The 17,654-nt window shown below is 67.7% G+C and carries 12 protein-coding genes; 3 read left to right on the top strand and 9 right to left on the bottom strand.

All coding sequences use genetic code 11. From position 1 onward, the window contains the following. Position 1: 1 nt before the first annotated feature. The 3 genes from H4O13_02170 to H4O13_02180 are packed head-to-tail and all read right to left on the bottom strand — an operon-like array spanning position 2 to position 3,676. Entirely contained in the window at positions 2 to 961 is a 960-nt protein-coding gene (locus H4O13_02170) for a LysR family transcriptional regulator (GenBank protein MBE5314186.1), read from the bottom strand. A gap of 13 nt (positions 962 to 974) precedes the next feature. Then, on the bottom strand, positions 975 to 2,003 hold the full coding sequence (locus H4O13_02175) for an NAD-dependent epimerase/dehydratase family protein (protein MBE5314187.1): 1,029 nt from the start codon (positions 2,001 to 2,003) through the stop codon (positions 975 to 977). Beyond that, the gene (locus tag H4O13_02180) at positions 2,000 to 3,676 is read right to left on the bottom strand and encodes an AMP-binding protein (GenBank protein MBE5314188.1); all 1,677 of its coding nucleotides are present in this window, start codon (positions 3,674 to 3,676) and stop codon (positions 2,000 to 2,002) included. Before H4O13_02180 ends, H4O13_02175 begins: the two co-directional genes overlap by 4 nt. A 79-nt stretch (positions 3,677 to 3,755) precedes the next feature. Here H4O13_02180 and H4O13_02185 point away from each other — a divergent pair, with 79 nt between their 5' ends. Then, complete coding sequence (locus H4O13_02185) at positions 3,756 to 4,379, top strand: Uma2 family endonuclease (GenBank protein ID MBE5314189.1); 624 nt, start codon at positions 3,756 to 3,758, stop codon at positions 4,377 to 4,379. A gap of 234 nt (positions 4,380 to 4,613) precedes the next feature. Here the strand turns inward: H4O13_02185 and H4O13_02190 are convergent, their stop codons facing one another. The 4 genes from H4O13_02190 to H4O13_02205 all read right to left on the bottom strand — a co-directional run bounded on the left by H4O13_02190 (position 4,614) and on the right by H4O13_02205 (position 9,143). Beyond that, positions 4,614 to 6,635, bottom strand: a complete 2,022-nt coding sequence (locus tag H4O13_02190) for a TonB-dependent receptor (GenBank protein ID MBE5314190.1) — start codon at positions 6,633 to 6,635, stop codon at positions 4,614 to 4,616. A 34-nt stretch (positions 6,636 to 6,669) separates the two neighbouring features. Further along, positions 6,670 to 7,416, bottom strand: coding sequence for an SGNH/GDSL hydrolase family protein (locus H4O13_02195; GenBank protein MBE5314191.1), 747 nt, complete (start codon positions 7,414 to 7,416; stop codon positions 6,670 to 6,672). Positions 7,417 to 7,424: 8 nt separating this feature from the next. Beyond that, positions 7,425 to 8,189, bottom strand: a complete 765-nt coding sequence (xth, locus tag H4O13_02200) for an exodeoxyribonuclease III (protein MBE5314192.1) — start codon at positions 8,187 to 8,189, stop codon at positions 7,425 to 7,427. A 174-nt stretch (positions 8,190 to 8,363) separates the two neighbouring features. After that, positions 8,364 to 9,143, bottom strand: coding sequence for a 3-hydroxybutyrate dehydrogenase (locus H4O13_02205; protein MBE5314193.1), 780 nt, complete (start codon positions 9,141 to 9,143; stop codon positions 8,364 to 8,366). Between the two features lie 568 nt (positions 9,144 to 9,711). On the opposite strand from H4O13_02205, the gene H4O13_02210 reads away from it, so the two are divergent. Together H4O13_02210 and H4O13_02215 are read left to right on the top strand one after the other, a co-directional pair. After that, the gene (locus H4O13_02210; protein ID MBE5314194.1) at positions 9,712 to 11,676 is read left to right on the top strand and encodes a S9 family peptidase; all 1,965 of its coding nucleotides are present in this window, start codon (positions 9,712 to 9,714) and stop codon (positions 11,674 to 11,676) included. A gap of 122 nt (positions 11,677 to 11,798) precedes the next feature. Then, complete coding sequence (locus H4O13_02215; protein MBE5314195.1) at positions 11,799 to 12,365, top strand: dCTP deaminase; 567 nt, start codon at positions 11,799 to 11,801, stop codon at positions 12,363 to 12,365. A gap of 463 nt (positions 12,366 to 12,828) precedes the next feature. Here the strand turns inward: H4O13_02215 and cysK are convergent, their stop codons facing one another. Both cysK and H4O13_02225 read right to left on the bottom strand, forming a co-directional pair. Then, positions 12,829 to 13,767, bottom strand: coding sequence for a cysteine synthase A (cysK, locus tag H4O13_02220; protein MBE5314196.1), 939 nt, complete (start codon positions 13,765 to 13,767; stop codon positions 12,829 to 12,831). Positions 13,768 to 13,976: 209 nt separating this feature from the next. Continuing rightward, positions 13,977 to 17,435, bottom strand: a complete 3,459-nt coding sequence (locus H4O13_02225; protein MBE5314197.1) for a hypothetical protein — start codon at positions 17,433 to 17,435, stop codon at positions 13,977 to 13,979. Positions 17,436 to 17,654 lie beyond the last annotated feature (219 nt).

Below are 17,654 nucleotides of genomic sequence, written 5' to 3' on the forward strand. Positions count from 1 at the left end.
ATCATCGCTCCGAATGCCCCGCCTCGTCATAGCCGCCGCGGGCGAAGGCCTGGGGCTTGATCTGGTCGACGAAGGCGCGGGCCTGCGGGCTCAGGTACTTGCCCTTGCGGATCACCACGCCGTAGCTGCGCGGTGGGAAGTACTCGCGCATGTTGTGTACGAACAGGCGCTGGCGGTCCGTCTCGTTGATGCAGATGCTGGTGACGATGCTGATGCCGAGCCCCATGGCCACGTATTGCTTGATGACTTCCCAGCCGCCCACTTCCAGCGCGACGGTGTAGGGCACCTTGCGCTGCTGGAAGATCAGATCGACCAGCCGATAGGTGGTCAGACGCTTGGGCGGCAGGATCAGGCCGTAGGGCGAAAGGTCTTCAAGCGTCGGATGCCGCGCGCGCGCCAGCGGATGGTCGGGCGGCGTGATCAGGACCGGGTCAAAGGAGTACAGCGGCGCGTAGTCGATATCGTTGGGCACATCGAGCATCGAGCCCACGGCAAGGTCGACTTCGTCCGAGCGGATCAGGGCCAGACCGTCCTTGCCGGTGACGTTGTGCAGGCGCAGCTGCACGTCCGGATGGGTGCGGCGGAACTGGGCGATCAGCTCCGGCAGCAGGTAGAGAATGGTCGAAGCACCCGCCGCGATATTGAGCTCGCCGCCCTCAAGGCCCTTGAGGCGGCTCTTGAACTCGGTTTCGAGCCCATCCAGTCCGTCGACCAGCGGACGCGCCAGCTCGTAGAGCACTTGGCCTTCGCGGGTGAGGTTCAGGCGGCGGCCGTGGCGTTCGAACAGACTGAGGCCCAGCTCGCCCTCGAGCGCGCCCAGCTGCAGCGACACGGCCGGCTGGCTGAGGAACAGGGCCTCGGCCGCGCGCGTCACCGAGCCCAGGCGCGCAGCGTGGCAGAAGGCCCGCAGCTGCTTGAGGCGACTGCCCTTGTAGTAGAAGCGCGCGGGCGATTTGCTCATCGCCGCAACGGCTTCAGGCGCTTTCGAACGCGTCGGCGGCGGCCTGCGCCTGCCACCAGTGTCCGAGCTGACGCAGGCCTTCGATCACGCTGACCCGCGGCTGGTAGCCGAAGTCCCGGCGCGCGGCGCTGATGTCGTAGAAGTGCGTGGTCGACAGCTGCTCGGCCAGAAAGCGCGTCATCAGCGGCTCGCCTTTGAGCGGCAGGACCGTCCAGGCGGCTTCCATGGCGGCGCCGATCCAGTAGGCCGCGCGGAAGGGCATCAGGTCCTTGACGATCGGCGCGCCGGCGGCGCGCAGCAGGCCGTTGACGATTTCCGAGATCGGTTTCGGCTCGCCGTTCGAAATGAAGTAGGCCTTGCCCGCGCAGCGGGCGCCGGCGTGGCCGTGCAGCGCGTCGAAGGCGTCCAGATGCGCCTGGGCGGCGTTGTCGATGTAGGTGGTGTCGATCTTGTTCTGGCCGTCACCGACGAAGCGCAGGCGCCCCGCCTTGGCGCGCTCGACCATGCGCGGCAGCAGGTGGTTGTCGCCGGGGCCCCAGATCAGGCGCGGGCGCAGGGCGACGGTGGCGAGGTCCTGAGTGTTCGCTTCCAGCACGGCTTCTTCGGCGATGCGCTTGGTGGCCGGGTACCAGGCCTTGAAGCCCGTGGCCAGCGGCACCTTGGCTTCGGACAGGCCGACTACCGGCGTCGAGGCGTGATGGGTGACGCTGGGCGTGCTGGTGTAGACGAGCGTGCGCACGTCGTTCAGGCGACACGCTGCGAGCACGTTGCGTGTGCCGCGCACGTTGGCGTCGAAATAGTCGCGGAAGCTGCCCCAGGCGCCGGCCTTGGCACCCACGTGGAAGATCGCATCCACGCCGGCAGTCGCCTCGGCGAGAGCATCGAAGTTGGCGAGGTCGGCCTGGACCTGCTTGACGCCAAGCGCCGCCAGGCCGGGATAGAGACCGCGGTTGAAGCTGACGACGGTGAGCCCGCGATTGACCAGACGCGTGCAGATCGCCTGCCCCAGAAAGCCGCCGCCGCCAGTGACCAGAATCTTCATGCCTTGCCCCTGCCGAGGATGTCCGCAGCCCAGCGCGAAAGCGCTTCGCGGCCGATTTTGGCATTGTGCCGGATGTCGACCGGAAAGCCCGGATGGAAGAGTACGCGCTGGATGCTTAGGGTGTGCGGGTGATGCCCGCCCAGGTTCAGCAGCTCGGCCTCGATGGCCGAGCGGTCCCGCAAGACGCCGGGCTTCAGCTCCACGCAAAGCACTGGCGTCTGTGCGCCCGTCGCGCCGACGCCGACCAGCGCGGTGCGCCGCACATCCGCGTGGGTGTTGAACACGGGTTCGACCTGCTCTGTATACAGCGCGCCGCCAGAGGTTTCGACGCGCTGGCTCTTGCGGCCGCAGAACCACAGCCGGCCGTGCTCGTCGAACCAGCCGAGGTCGCCCATCCGGTGGACGATGCGCTCGCTGCCGTCGGGCAGGTGCTCGCGGATCTTGGCGAGTCGGGTGGCGGCATCGCGCTGGAAATACGCATCCGTGGCGCTGGGGCCTGCCACCGTGATCTCGCCGATCGCGCCCGGCGCGAGCTCCTGCACTTCGCGCCAGTCGGCGATGGCCTCATCGGTGATCGCGATGATGCGCACCGTGTTGGCGGCGACGGGTCGCCCCACGCAGGTGCCGGCGCCAGCCTCGGTGGCGGCGCGGGTCTCGGCCAGCTCGCGGCCCTCGATCACCGCCACCGGCAGGCATTCGGTGGCGCCATAGGGCGTCCAGATCTGCGCGTCGGCCGGCAGCATGGCCTGCATGCGTTTGACCACAGCGAAGGGCACCGGTGCGCCGGCGGAAGTCACGCGCTTCAAGGTTGGCAGGGTGATGCCGTGCTGCTCGCCGTAGCGCGACAGCGTGTCCAGCAGGGCGGGTGAGCCGAACATCTGGCCGACGCCGAATTCATGGATCGCGGCGATCAGCTTCTTCGGATCGGCCTTGGCCGGGCGGGTCGGGTCCATGTCCGGGATCACGCTGGTCAGCCCGAGCGCGGGATCGAACAGTGCGAAAGGCGGGAAGGTCGGCAGGTCGACGCCACCGGGCTGGATGCCGAAGGCGCTGCCGAGCAGATCGATCTGGGCGACGAAGTGGCGGTGCCGGTACACCACGCCCTTGGGCACGCCGGTCGATCCGGAGGTGAACAGGATGGCCGCGATCTCATCGGGTGCGGTGTCCGCCAGCTGCGGGCCGGCGCCTGCACCCAGTGCCTCGACCTCGGCCAGGCTGTGGCCGCCGAAAGGAAAGCGCCGGCCGACGGTGACGATGTGCCGCACGTGGCCGCGCCCCCAGCCGAGCAGCACGCGCGCCAGCTGCGCCAGCGGAATGCCGATGAAGCCCGCGGGCGCGGATTCACCGAGGCACTGCTTGAGCGCACGTTTGTCGATGCCCGGATCGATCAGCACCGGCACCGCACCCGACTTGAACAGGGCGAACATCAGCAGAAAGAGGTCGGGCGAGGGCCGCACCATCAGCGCAGTGCGCACGCCGCGGCCGATGCCGATCTTCGCAAGACCCGCAGCGATGGCATCGCTGCGCCGGTCAAGCTCGGCATAGTTCAGGGTGAGTCCGTACTCGGCGCTGCCGTCGGCGCGCCGGCCTGAGGGACAGCGGATGGCGATCTGGTCGGGGCGCTCAAGCGCCAGCCGCGGCAGGCTCGCGGCGATATTGCAGGGGGAGGTCATGCCGGGGATTCTAGCCGCTGAGCGTGGGTCAGGTCCGCGCTGCTACCATCGCCCAAGACGCCAACAGCGGGAGCCTGCCATGGCCCATGGCCAGCCTCGAAGCGGAGAATTCTGCTACGCCGACTACCTCGCCTGGCCGGAGGGTGAGCGCTGGCAGCTGCTGGATGGACACGCTTACGCCGTGGCACCACCCAGCACGGCACATCAGCGCGTGGTGTTCGAGCTCGGTCGGCAGATTGGCAACCAGCCGCAGGGCAAGCCCTGCCAGGGATTCTCTGCGCCTATGGGCGTGCGCCTTCCCGGCGGTGATGAGGCGGACGAGGACATCCGCACTGTCTTTGAACCCGACCTGCTCGTCGTCTGCGATGCGTCCAGGATTGATGCTCGCGGCGTGCGCGGCGCACCGGACTTCATCATCGAGGTGCTGTCTCCGAGCACGGCAGCGTTTGATCTGGTGGACAAACGCCAGCGCTACGAGCGGGCCGGTGTCGGCGAGCTGTGGCTGATCGATCCGGTCTCCAGCGTTTTGACTGTGTATCGGCGCGAGGGCGAGCAGTTCACCGCCGCCGACATCCGCGTGGGACAGGGCCGTCTCGCGGTGCAGTCGGTGCCGGGCCTGGTGCTGGAGCTCGACTTGCTGCAGTCGCTGCGTATTGCCGAACAGGCCGCCGCTTACGAAGCCTGTGAGGCCTTCGTGGCTTGAGCCTGGGATCACGTTCGCCAAAGCCCCGTTTCGCGCACCCGCTGCTCTTGAAGAATTCTGAATTCGTCCGTTCGCGTTCTCTGTAGGAGCCTGCTTGCAGGCGACTGCAGCCTGCGCCCTGCAAACACGCTCCGGGTCGCGAGCAAGCTCGCTCCAAACGGCGGGCCTTCGTTGGACGACTTGACCAGGTGGCTTGGCGAGCCATTCTTGCGCGAGCGCGCGGCAGACCGATCCTCAGCCCCGCCACTCCAGCCCCACCACGTAGCTGCGCGGCGCACCCGGGAAGTAGCGGCGCTCGCCGAAACCGAAGTCGGCGCGTTCGGCGTAGCCGATGTCGCCGAGATTGCGGATCGAAGCACTCAGCCGCCAGCTCTGGCTGAGCGACCGCGACCAGCGCAGGTGGGCGAGGTCGTGGCCTGGGTGCCAGAACGTGTTGCCGGCGTCGGCGAAGTAGCCGCCCTGGTGCTGCCACTCCAGCTCGACTTCGCCGAAGCCATCGAAGGCGCGGCGCAGGCGCAGGCCGCCCAGCCATTCGGGCGCGGTGTCGACGCGGTTGCCGCGGCGGATCGTCTCGCCGCCGCCCAGCGCGCGTTCGAAGCGATAGGTCTGTTCCGACCAGGCGAGGTTGGAATCCAGCTGAACATCCAGCGGCAGCGTCAGCGACAGCTCCAGTTCGATGCCGACGTGCCGACTGCGGCCGTCGCCGAGGTTGAAGCCGGCGGCATCGCGGAAAATGCTGCCGCGCTTGTCCATCGCGTACACGACGCCCTCGATGCGGCCGCCGGGCAGGGGAAGGCCACCGCCGATTTCGAGCGACTCCGCACGCTCGGGCCCGAGATCCGCCACCGACTGCCCGCGCTGCAGGCGATACAGCTCGCCCACCTGCGGCGCGCGGAAGGCGCTGGCCGCGCGCAGGAACAGCCGGCGCCCGGCCTCGTCGACACGCAGCAGGCCGAGGTTGGCGGTGGGGCGGGTGAAGCGGTCGCTGCGGTCCGCGGGGCGCTCATAGAGGCAGCCGCCGAAGCCGCAGGCACTGCCGTTCTCGGCGAGGTTGCCGCTGTCCATGCGGTTGTCGTAGCGGTAGCCGATCGACTCGACACGCGCGCCGCTCTGCAGGCTCCACAGCGCGCCGAGCGCTGCGTCCCACTGCAGGAAGGCCGCTGCACTGTCGGAGCGCACGCGGTAGTCGTAGTGACGGCCCGCGGGGCGAATGGCGTTCTGCGCGGCCGTGCCGGTGGTGAGCGGCTGCGCCTGCCGCTGCAGCAGGTCGCCCTGTGCGAACTCAAGGTCGATGCCGCTGCGCAGCGCACCGCCCAGCGCGGCCACGCCCAACTGCAGGCCGAGGCTGTCGCTGCCGTTGTCCTCGATCGGCTTGCCGAGCAGAAAGTGCTGGATGAACTCGCCGCGATCGCCGCGCGCGTAGGGCGTCAGCGTGAGAACCACCGGGTCGAGAGCGAACCGCCAGCGTCCGGACAGCCGCGCCGACTGCGCCCGGCGGTAGGCCTCCGGGTTGGGATTCAAGCGTCGGCGCGCGTCGGCGAATGCGCGGTCACCGGTGACGAAGCCGGCGGTGTCCTGGTCCAGGGCTTGCGCAGAGAGCAGGAACTCCGGCGCGCCCGGCGCCTGCGGCAGCGCGAACTGCGCCAGGATGCGCTGCTGGCTGTAGCCCTCGTCCGCGCGGAAGCTGCCGCTATCGGTGGCCGCGAGGTCGATGCGAAAGGGGCGCGCCGCGCTGCCGCCGGGCAGGCCGGCGATCAGCTGTGTGTAGTCGAAGCTGCCTGCGCGCAGGGCCAGGCGCGCCGGTGCATCGAGGCGCGGCGCGCGCAGCTCGATGACACCGTGCAGGGCATTGCTGCCGTGCACCGCTGTGCCGGGGCCGCGCAGCACCTCGATCGCGCCAGCCAATTCGATCGGCAGCTCGAACAGCTGGTTGACGTTGCAGAAGCCAGCCGGGCGGATCGGGAGGCCCTGTTCGAGGACGAGGAAGGCGCCGCAGGCGCCGGTGCCTGTCAACACCGGCGAGCGGATCGCCAGCAGCTGTTCCTGACCGCTGCCGCGGCTGGCCCAGGCGCCGGGCACGCGGGCGAAGGCCTCCTGCGCATGCTGGGGCGCGATGCGGTCGAGCGTATCGGCATCAAGGCGCGAGGCCGACACGGTTTCGGCGGCGGCCGAGCGCGGCGCGCGCGCGCTGACGTGGATGGCATCGAGCGCCGCCGGGTCTTGCGCGGCCAGCAGCAGGGGCAGGGCGATCAGCACAGAGGTCTTCGCGGAGTGAGGGCGGCGGCCGAGACTAGCCGCGGCGAAGTGGTCGCCACGGCAAGGCCTGCAGCTGCGAATGCACTTCCTCGGCCCAGCGCGCATGACCGAGTTCGGAGGGATGGAAGCCATCGCTGGCGAACAGCGCGGGCGTGGGCTCGATGTGGATCGGTGAATGCAGGGCGTCGCGCCTCTGCGCCGCGGCGATGCCCAGCGCCTCCAGCCGACGACTGCGTCCACCCAGCCAAGCGCGCAGCGGCTCCGGCAGCAGCGGAAACGCCTGCATCGGCGGGATGCCGAGCAGCACGATCTGCGCCTGCGGCGAGTGCGCGCGCAGATCCGACAGCAGGGCGTCGATCGACTCTGCAAAGCCGTGCCCGCGCGTCAGTCCGGTGACGTCGTTGACGCCCACCGAGACCAGAATCAGATCGAACGGGTCGCGCTCGATGCCCGGCAGCAGGCGCTCGCGCAGGCTGCGCGCGGTGGCGCCGTTCTTCGCCAGGATGCGCCACTCCACGCGCATCTGTTCCGCGTCGGCAATCAGCCCGGCCAGGCGCACCGGCAGGGTGTCCGCCATGCGCGCGATACCCACGCCCTCGAAAGGCGAATCGCCCAGCGCGAGCAGACGCAGTCGCGCTGCATTCTCAGCGCCGGCACGGCCTTCGCGCGCGCCTTCCGCGGCCGCAGCGCGCGGCGCCGAGCGCTTCAGCCACAGCGCCTGCGGCAGCATCAGCGGTAGCGCTGACCAGAACAGAGCGCTGCGTGCGAAGAGACGGAACACAGGCGCGATCAGTCGAGGTCGATGATCACCGGCGCATGGTCGGAGGGCCGCTCCCAGCTGCGCGGCTCGCGGTCGATGATCGAGGCCCTGCAGCGCGACTTCAGCGCGTCGGAGACCAGCACCAGATCGATGCGCAGGCCGAGGTTGCGGCGGAAGCCGGCGGCGCGGTAGTCCCACCAGCTGAACTGCCCGGCTTCATCGGAGTGCAGGCGGAAGCTGTCGTGCAGGCCCAGCCCGCACAGCCGCTTCAAGGCATCGCGCTCCGGCGTGGAGCAGAGGATCTGCTCGTGCCAGGCGGCCGGGTCGTGTACGTCACGATCGTCGGGCGCGATGTTGAAGTCACCCAGCACAACCAGGTTCGGATGCCGCGCGATCTCCTGCGCCACCCAGTCGTGCACCGCGGCCAGCCAGCGCAGCTTGTACTCGTACTTCTCGTCGCCGACGGCCTTGCCGTTGACCACGTAGAGGTCGATCACCCGCAGCTCGCCGAAGCTCGCGGCGATGACGCGCTTCTGCTCGTCTTCGAAGCCGGGAATGCCGATCTGCACCTCGCTCGACGGCGTTTTCGACAGCAGCGCCACACCGTTGTAGGTCTTCTGCCCGGCGAACACGCTGCGGTAGCCCAGCGCTGCGAGCTCTGAGTCCGGAAACTTCGGATCCTCCAGCTTGGTTTCCTGCAGACCAACGATGTCGGGCTGGGCCGACTTCAGCCAGTCCGACAGATGCGGCAGGCGCACGTTGAGCGAGTTGACGTTCCAGCTGGCGATGCGCATTGGAGAGCCGGGATTGGGGATTGGGGATTGGGCAAACGTGGTCGTCGCGCTGGCGTGCGCGTCTGACCTGCGGGCCTCGGACTATAGCCGCTGCGCTTGGCCCAACCTAGGGCTGCCCCGTCAGGCCGAGGCCTGCGAGCGTTGAATCCCAATCCCCAATCCCCAATCCCGAGCTCAGCGCGCCGTCCAGCCCCCATCCAGCGTTAGCGTCGTGCCGGTGATGTTGTCCGCCGCCGGGCTGCACAGGAACACCGCCGCACCGCCGATGTCCTCGGGGCGGGTGAAGCGCAGGCTGGGCTGCTTCTCGGCCAGCAGCGCGCGTTCCGCGGCGGCGGCATCGAGGCCTTCGCGTTCGGCGCGGGCATCGATCTGCTTCTGCACCAAGGGCGTCAGCACCCAGCCCGGACAGATCGCATTGCAGGTGATGTTGGCCTCGGCATTTTCCAGCGCCGTCACCTTGGTCAGACCGACGATGCCGTGCTTCGCGGCGACATAGGCCGACTTCTCCACCGAGGCCACCAGGCCGTGCACCGAAGCGATGTTGATGATGCGGCCGTAGCCGCGCGCCTGCATGCCCGGCAGGGCACAGCGCAGAGCGTGGAAGGTGGCCGAGAGATTGATCGCGAGGATCGCGTCCCAGCGTTCGGCAGGGAAGTCCTCGATGCGCGCGGTGTGCTGGATGCCGGCGTTGTTGACCAGGATGTCGAGGCGCCCGAAGCGCGCTTCGGTAGCCCGCACCAAGGCTTCCACGCCTTCGGCCTTGGACAGGTCGGCGCCGTGGAAGTCGACCTCGACGCCGTGTGCGGCGACCCTGGCGCGTGCCGCCTCGATCTGCTCCGGCGTGCCCAGCCCGTTCAGCATGATCCGACAGCCGGCCTGGGCCAGGGCTTCGGCCACGGCGAGGCCGATGCCGCTGGTGGAGCCGGTAACGAGGGCGATGCGGGGCTGATCCATGGCGCTGCTTTTGTTCGGGGGAGGGCTGCTGAGTCTGGCAGTGGATCGCGTTGGCCGCCATCGGGCTTAAGGACAGTCGCGGCAAGGCGCGACCGCCTCGGTGCGAGTTCCGTGCAGCCCCCGATGCGACACGCGGCTCCCGCGCCAGCTTGGAGGTTCGAGACGGGTCGGCGACGGCTCCGCAAAGGCGCCCGACGCAAGCCCCCAGAGCGGATGCCGACGACTCGTCAGCGATCCGGTCGAGTCTCCGCCATCCGCGGCTACGAGCGGCCCAAACGGACTGCTCGTCCTAAGAAATCGTCTGTGCAGATGCGGTCTGCGCTGGCATCCTGCGTCGCCGCAATTCGCGGCCGCAGCGCTGCATCTGCGCCCAACGTTGTGGGATACGGGTTAGATCGCGGGTCGATCGCGCGGATCTTGACGCCGACCCGCTCCCGGATGCCCCCCGCCTGCCGGCTGTCCGCAGCATTTGCACTGCTTTCCAAAGCCTTTCCATAGACGAGGTTCTTCGATGAGATTCTGTTTCTCGCCTGTATCCCTATCGCCCACGGCTCTGTTGCTTGTAGCGATGCTTGGGCTCACCTGCGACCGCGCAATCGCCGCTGCGGCCACTCCGCCCCCGCTGGAGCACTTCCTCGAGCGCGATGCCTTCGTCGACGTGAAGATCTCGCCCGATGGCCGCCACCTTGCGGCCAGCGTGCCGGTAGAACGCGGAAGCGCGCTGGTGATGCTCAACACCGAGACAGGCGAGAAGCAGGGCCACTTCTACGCTGGCAAGGAGCTGGAGATCGATGATTTCTGGTGGGCAAGCAACGACCGGTTGCTCATTTCGGCCGCGCAGCGCTTCCTGGGGGACGAGGCCCCGACCCCGACCGGCGAGATCTTCGCAACGGATGTGGACGGCGGGCGTTCCACCCCGCTGATCGGCTACCGCGCGGGCCAGCGCAGCACGGGCACCCACCTCAAGGTTCGTGAGAGCGAGCGTGTCTGGGCATCGCCCATCGCGATCCTCCCGGAGTCTGAGGGCGTGGCGCTGGTGCAGGTCGAGCCGATGCTGTCCCGAGCCACCTTGCCAGCGACTATTGAGCGTCTCGACATTGAGCACGGACGTCGGGTCAAGCTGGCGACATCGCCTGTCATTCGCGCTGACTTTCTGACGGATGCCGAGGGCAACCTCCGATTCGCCCAGGGGCGCAACGTCAACAACGAACTCGAACTCCATCATCGCGGGCCGGGTGAGGACGAATGGACTCTGATCAATCACGAAGGACAGACCGGCCAAGAGTTGTTTGCCTGGGGTTTCACTCCCGATGGCCGGGGCGTGTATCTGCAGGCCTCGCGCGAAGACGGTCCCGATGCGGTTGAACTGATGGACTTGGCCACCGGCGAGCGCACCGAGGTGTATCGGCATGAACGCCACGATCCGGTAGGCCCGATTCGCAGTCTGGATGGCGATTCGGTGATCGGCGTGCGCGAGCGAAACCCCCTGCCGGGCGTGCACTTCTTCGACCCGGAGCACCCCGAGGCACTGCTCTGGCGCAGCTTGCTCACGGCCTTCGAGGGGCATGAGGTCGCGGTCACCTCGGCGACTGCCGACGGCAGCGTCGCCGTTGTATTCGTGCGCAGTGATCGCAACCCCGGGGAGTACTTCCTCTTCGATCGCGAGTCCAAGCACGCTCGCCATTTCGGTAGTCGCGGCGCAAAGCTCGACCCGGAGCACATGGCGAGCACCCGCGCCGTGCAATTCCGCACGCGTGATGGACTCGCGATGGACGGATGGCTCACCCTTCCTCCGGGCGCTGCCGCGAAGGATTTGCCCCTGGTGGTGCACCCGCATGGCGGGCCTTTCGGCGTCCAGGACATCTGGGGCTTCAACCCGGGCCTGCAGATTCTCGCCACCCGCGGCTACGCCGTTCTGCAGGTGAATTTCCGTGGTTCTGGCGGCTATGGAAAGGATTTCGTCCTGGCCGGCTACAAGCAGTGGGGTCGGGCGATGCAGGACGATTTGACCGACGCGACGCGATGGGCGATCGAAGAGGGCATCGCCGATGTCCGCCGAATCTGCATCTATGGCGCCAGCTATGGCGCGTATGCCAGCCTGATGGGCGCTGCCCGTGAGCCCGATCTCTATGCCTGCGCTGCGGGTGATGTAGGCGTGTACGACCTCGAGGCCTGGTCGCAGCGCGTCGATTTCCAACAGCTTCGCTGGGGTCGGAACTACCTGCGTGATGCGATCGGTACCGAGGGCCTGGAGCAGGTGTCGCCGGTCCACCTCGCCGCGAGCATCAAGGTGCCGGTCTTTCTTGCGGCGGGCGAGAACGATCGCCGCGCGCCCGTGCAGCAGACCGAGCGGATGGAAGAGGCCCTGGAGCGCGCCGAGGTGCCGGTGCAGTCCCTGTACTTCCGCGGCGAGGGCCACGGCTACTACTCGACCGAAAACAAGCTCAAGTTTTACAGCGAGCTGCTTGCCTTCTTCGATCAGCACATCGGTAGCGGCTGGGAACCCGCTGAGACCACGCCTTCTGGGCCTTGAGGCTGCCGAGCCGCCCTCGTGCACCCTCCGCGGCCCGGCGTGCCTCATGTACGCCGGGCCGCTACACTTTGCGGCCTTCGCGCGGCTTTCCGCGCGACACCTCACAAGGCCTGGAGCCACGCATGAGCATCAAGTCCGACCGCTGGATCCGTCGCATGGCCGAGCAGGGCATGATCGAGCCCTTCGAGCCCGGCCAGGTCAAGCAGAATGCGGGCGGCGAGCGCATCGTCAGCTACGGCACATCGAGCTACGGCTATGACGTGCGCTGCGCGCGCGAGTTCAAGATATTCACCAACATCAACAGCACCATCGTCGATCCCAAGCACTTCGATCCCAGCAGCTTTGTCGACGTGGTGGGCGACACCTGCATCATTCCGCCCAACTCGTTCGCGCTGGCGCGCACGGTGGAGTACTTCCGTATCCCGCGCGATGTGCTGGTGGTGTGTCTCGGCAAGAGCACCTATGCGCGCTGCGGCATCATCGTCAACGTGACCCCGCTGGAGCCCGAGTGGGAAGGCCACGTGACCCTGGAGTTCAGCAACACCACGCCGCTGCCCGCCCGCATCTACGCCGGCGAAGGCGTGGCGCAGATGCTGTTCTACCAGTCGGATGAAGTCTGCGAGACCAGCTACAAGGACCGCGGCGGCAAGTACCAGGGCCAGACCGGGGTGACGCTGCCGCGGACCTGACGGTTCGCGGCGGGATTGGGGATTGGGGATTGCCGAAGGTCGATGACGCAGCGGTTGTTCGCAGGTCGGAAGCTGATACGACCCTCGATGCGGGCCTGAGGCAACGCTGAAGAATTGAGGGTTGCCGCGCGCCATGGAGGGCGCGCCCGCGGATCGAGCACGTAAGTGCTTGATCCAGCGTGACCGAGCGAAGCGAAGGCGTCGCCGCATAGCGGCCGAACGAGTCCGGACATGTGCCGGACTCGCGACCACTGATCAAGGCCAGGAGGGACTTGATCAGTGTCGCCCTAATGCGAGAGCGCATCGGGGCTACGAAACTCACAACTCTCCCGTGTAGCTTCGCTCGCCCTATGGCAGCGAAGCATCATCCGCCCCATCAACATCAAGACGGTACCCGGCTTCGAGGCAACCAAATCCCCAATCCCCAATCCCCAATCCCGCCGCGCCGTGGGCGCGGCTAGGCTCACACCTCGTCCGAGCCCTCGTTGATGCCTTCAAAGAGGAAGGTCGAGAGGTAGCGTTCGCCGGTGTCGGGCAGCATCACCAGCACCTGGCTGCCGGGCTCCAGGTCCTTGGCCAGCTCCAGCGCGGCGGCATAGGTGGCGCCGGCCGAGATGCCGACGAAGATGCCTTCCTTGCGTGCCAGCTCCAGCGAGGTGTCGCGGGCGACCACGTCCTCGACCGGGATGTTGCGGTCGAAGATCTCGCGGTTCAGCACCGGTGGGATGAAGTCCGGCGTCCAGCCCTGGATCTTGTGCGGCTTCCATTCGCCGCCGGCCAGAAGCTGCGCGCCTGCCGGCTCGGTGGTGCAGATCTTGATGTCCGGCCGAGCCAGCTTGAGGATCTCGCCGGCGCCGGTCATGGTGCCGCCCGTGCCGTAGCCGGTGACGTACCAGTCGAGCCGCTTGCCGGCGAAGTCGGAGAGGATTTCCGGCCCGGTGGTGTTGCGGTGGAAGGCCGGGTTGGCGGGGTTCTCGAACTGCCTTGCGAGGAATCCGCCGGTCCGCTCGGCGTACTCCTTGGCTGCGCGCACCATGCCGGTGGCGCGTTCGGGTGCAGGTGTCAGCACCACCTTGGCGCCGAGTGCTCGCATCAGCTTGCGGCGCTCGATCGAGAAGGTCTCGACCATGAAGGCGACGAAGGGATAGCCGCGCGCGGCGCAGACCATGGCCAACGCGATGCCGGTGTTGCCGGAAGTCGCTTCCACCACGGTCTGGCCGGGCTTCAGCAGGCCCTTCTGCTCGGCGTCCAGGATGATCGCCAGCGCCAGGCGGTCCTTCACCGAGGCCATCGGGTTGAAGGCTTCGATCTTGACGAACAGATCGACGTGCTCGGGCTTGTAGCGGTGGATGCGGACGATCGGCGTGCGGCCAATGGTGTCGAGGATGCTGTTGTAGATCATGGTGGGGCCTTGGAGTGCAGTCGGGGGATTCCACGCGGTGCAGCAGTGGCTGGGCCAGTGTTGCCCTCGCCTATAGTCCTGCGCGTCATGACGAGCTGGCGGCGCTCGGAGCGGGCGGTACGCAGCTGTGCTCGCCTCATCGTGCTGCGCCCCAACGCAGACGCCCGCCATGAAGGCGGGCGTCTGCGTTGTGCAACCGGGAGGCTCGATCAGTTGATCGCTTCGAAGCCGTTCGCAAAGATCGCAGCAGGCAGCGGCGGGCTGACGAAAATCACGAAGCCATCGTGATCCGAACTGCCGGTCGGCACCCAGGGCTGGGCTGGCGTGACCGCCGTGCCCTGCGGGCACAGGGCCAGATCGCGGTTGGTGAAGTTGCAGACGCGGAATCGCTGGGTCGATGCGTCCACGTTGGCGCGACCGTAGGCCATGCCCGTCACGAAGTTCGACGCGACGCTGTTGAACAGGCCGTGGTCGAGCACCTGATTGGTCGCTACATCGCGACCGGTGCTGCCCTGGACGGCTCCGAAGTTCTCGGTGAACTTGTAGGAGTAGCGCTGCTCGGCGGGCAGCAGGTCCACGGCGTTGATCATGGCCGGCGACACGATGTTGGCCCCACCGGGCAGCTCGCAGTCGGTGACGCTATTGGCCGGAGCGCAGGTGTTCTCGTCGTTGCGGTAGGTGCCCGCGATCAGGCCCACGACATCCGCGTAGCCATCGGTGAACTGATAGGCGTTGTGATCGCCGATCACGAACAGCGGCACCTGCGCAGTTGCGGGGTCGGACTGCAGGCCCTGCACTAGCGTGGCGATCGAGCGCGCCTGCAGGAAACGTTTGGCGCGCACGCGCTCGCCTTCCGCATCGCTCACATCCACACCGCCGCGCGAGCGGGTGTGGTTGTTGATCACGTTGAAGGCGAAGGGGCGGCCGTTGCCGATGAAGGTGGCGCGCAGCAGCAGCGGCGGACGGTCGTGCAGGATTGAAGTCGGGGTGCCGCTGGGGTCGTTCCAGGTCTCGGTGGCGGCCAGCTGGGTGACCGTGTCCACGGTGACCCGCGCCGGATTCACGAGATAGCCCACGTCGATGCCGCCCACGTCGCTGCCTTCCACCAGGTAGGCGACATAGGCGGGGCCACCGTCGGCACTGATCTGGGTCGCGAGCTGCTGCAGGATGGCGAGGTTCTCGACCTCCTGCAGGCCGACCACGTCCGGGCTGCGCAGCACGTCGCGGAGGTAGGCGCTGACCTGGCCCAGCTGGTGGGTGACGCGTGCGGCGTTGGTTTCGAGCGCTGCCGTGGCTGCGCACAGGCTGGGTGAGTTGCCGGCGACCGCGTCGCAGAATCGGAAGGCGTTGAAGCTGCCGATGGTCAGCTCGCGGGTGGAGGGCGCGGGGACAGGACTCACCACCTGGTTGCTGCCGGCGACGATCGTGAGGCTGCTCGGCCAGAACTCGTAGTCGCCGAAATCGAAGCCGATCACGCCCTCGGCGGAGAAGCGCGTGCCGCCCGCCAGCTCGGTGTCGACCAGCCCGGTGAGCAGGAAATCGGCATCCATCTCGAAGATTTCCGGGTTGCCATCCCACACGCCCGCAGCGGAATTGGAGGGCACCAGCGTATTGCCGAAGCGCGCACCTTTCTCGCGCAGCCCGCGTTCGCCGTAGGGCGAAATCCAGACTTCGGCGAACAGCTGGCCGGCCGGGCTGGCGAAGCGCTGGTTGGAGACGGTCACGGCGCCCGTCGCGATCTGGATGCGCATGCCTTCGAAGCACTCGAAATTGCCCACCGCGCCGCAGCTGAGGTTGGCGGGATCCTTGGACGGGATCGGAATGCTGCCGCCGGCAGGGACGTTGCCAAACGCGACCGCGCTCGGCAGCGGCTGGGCGCTGGCTTCGGTGAGGATGCTGTTGCCGGTGTCGCGGGTCGCGTTGACGACGATCTGGGTGAGGCTGAAGAACTCAGCCACCCGGCCGATCACCTCGACCTGGTCGCCGACCGCGATCAGTTCGCCGGCGTCGTTGCGCGGAGCACCTGCCGTGAACACGTACACGCCATTCGAAGTGAGCGAGTTGTTGTCGTCACGGGCGTTCGGCGTCTGCATGGTGAAGCCGCTCGTGCCCACCGCGGTGACGATATTGCTGCGGCTGCGTACCGCATCGCCGGTGACGTTGGCCGCCGCATTGCAGGCGGTGATGAAGGGCGAGCACGCTCCGCTGCCTTGGATCGTAAACACTTCGCTGATCGGCAGGTCATCGTCAAGGATGGTGCCCGACTTGCTCAGCGGAGTGGCCTGGGTGCCGTCGGTGCCCACGAAGTTGCTGAGGCTGATGCTGACCACCGCATCCGGTTCGTCGGTACGGTTGCCGATCGAGCGCACGTTGATGGCGTAGGGCAGCGGTGTCTGATCCGTGATTTGCACGGTGCTCGGACCCGCGTAATCGAACCGGCCGCCCGGTCCCGTCACGGCGAGGTCGAAGCTGACCGGCGTGCCGGCAGCGGGGGGCGCGGAGAGATTCAGGTTGAACGTCAGCAGGTTGCCACTCGCCGAGTCGCCTTCGGCCACACTGACGACACCTTCGGCGAAACTGACCACTGGCAACGCGGGCAGATCGTCCTCAAGAATCGTGGCTTGCTTGGTGATCGGTGAGGTCTGGCTGACGTCCGTGCCGGTGAAGCCCGAGAGGGTCATGGTCACAACGCTGTCGCCTTGGACCAGGTTGTTTCCGACGCTGGTTGCGCTCAGCACGATCGGCAGCACGGTCGCGCTGGTGACGGTCAAGGTGCTGGGGCCGGTGTAGCTGAAGCGCCCGGCTTCACCCGTCACCGCAACGTTGAACGACACCGATTGCGAAGCTGTGGGCGCCGGCGTGAGGTTGATCGTGAAGTCGACGGGGTTCGATTGCCCGAGGCCGCCTTCGTTGGCGCTGATGGCCGCGGCCGCGAAGCTGACCACGGGGGCCGGCGCCGGTCCGGCCGTCACCGTAATGGCGACATCGTCGATCGCCAGCGAGTCGTCCGAGCTGGTCGCATCGGTATCGGTCCAGCGGATCCAGAACTCCGCTCCGGCAGCGACGTTGGGGCTGTTGATCGTGCGCAGCAGGAAGCGCTGGTTCTCAGCGGAATTGCCGTTCAGCGCGTTGGTCACTACCGCGCCGCAGGCGAGCGACTGGAAATCCAGCTCAGGCACCGCCGTCCAGGTGCCGGTGCTCAGCGATGTGGCGTCGGTGCTGTACTCGAAGCGCAGGAAGTCGCAGCGGTTGGCAGCGCCGTGGCGCCACTGTTCGCCCACGTAGCTGACCGTGAAGTCGACCAGCGGGCCGGGATTGTCGTTGCGCAGGCGGGCGCCGAACACGCTGGCGACCGAGCCGCTTCGCAGACTGCCCAGGGCGCGCTCGCCGGTGGTCCCGCCCGTGGCGGCTCCCAGGCTCAGCGTGTCGCCCGCGTTGCTGCTGCCGTCGACGGCGCGGAAGGTGGTGTTCGCACCGGTGCCGGTCTCGACAAAGATCCAACCCGCCGGCAGCGTCGTGACCGCGTTGCTCGTGCCAGTGCTGGGCAGCGTGTTGAAGTCCTGAGTGTAGGTCTCGCCCGACCGGAGGTTGACCTGCGCCGACGCGCTTGCCCCCACCGCGAGCCCCAGCGCCAGCAGCGCCATGTGTGCCGCCTTGCAACCCTTCATTCCGCAACCCCGCAAACGATGGAAAACCGCTGGAGTGTAGCGGTCGGCGCTTACAGATTCATGTCAGGTTTAGTGAAGCTGTCACAAAGCCGTGCTCCACGCCTGCGGCCTCGCGTTCGGCGTTCGATCTCTCCAGGCGCGTGGGATGCGTCGCGTCAGGGGCGCCCCCGTCGCAGACCTGCGCGTGGGTGGACCCGCGCGCCCTTGAGACCACTCGCG

The sequence above is a fragment of the Lysobacterales bacterium genome (assembly GCA_014946745.1).
Taxonomy (GTDB): Bacteria; Pseudomonadota; Gammaproteobacteria; order Xanthomonadales; family Xanthomonadaceae; genus Aquimonas.

What these genes read in the sequence shown, in the direction of transcription:
- H4O13_02170 (MBE5314186.1), bottom strand. Translation starts at nt 961, where the DNA reads ATGAGCAAATCGCCCGCGCGCTTCTACTACAAGGGCAGTCGCCTCAAG.
- H4O13_02175 (MBE5314187.1), bottom strand. Translation starts at nt 2,003, where the DNA reads ATGAAGATTCTGGTCACTGGCGGCGGCGGCTTTCTGGGGCAGGCGATC.
- H4O13_02180 (MBE5314188.1), bottom strand. Translation starts at nt 3,676, where the DNA reads ATGACCTCCCCCTGCAATATCGCCGCGAGCCTGCCGCGGCTGGCGCTT.
- H4O13_02185 (MBE5314189.1), top strand. Translation starts at nt 3,756, where the DNA reads ATGGCCCATGGCCAGCCTCGAAGCGGAGAATTCTGCTACGCCGACTAC.
- xth (MBE5314192.1), bottom strand. Translation starts at nt 8,189, where the DNA reads ATGCGCATCGCCAGCTGGAACGTCAACTCGCTCAACGTGCGCCTGCCG.
- H4O13_02205 (MBE5314193.1), bottom strand. Translation starts at nt 9,143, where the DNA reads ATGGATCAGCCCCGCATCGCCCTCGTTACCGGCTCCACCAGCGGCATC.
- H4O13_02210 (MBE5314194.1), top strand. Translation starts at nt 9,712, where the DNA reads ATGCTTGGGCTCACCTGCGACCGCGCAATCGCCGCTGCGGCCACTCCG.
- H4O13_02215 (MBE5314195.1), top strand. Translation starts at nt 11,799, where the DNA reads ATGAGCATCAAGTCCGACCGCTGGATCCGTCGCATGGCCGAGCAGGGC.
- cysK (MBE5314196.1), bottom strand. Translation starts at nt 13,767, where the DNA reads ATGATCTACAACAGCATCCTCGACACCATTGGCCGCACGCCGATCGTC.
- H4O13_02225 (MBE5314197.1), bottom strand. Translation starts at nt 17,435, where the DNA reads ATGAAGGGTTGCAAGGCGGCACACATGGCGCTGCTGGCGCTGGGGCTC.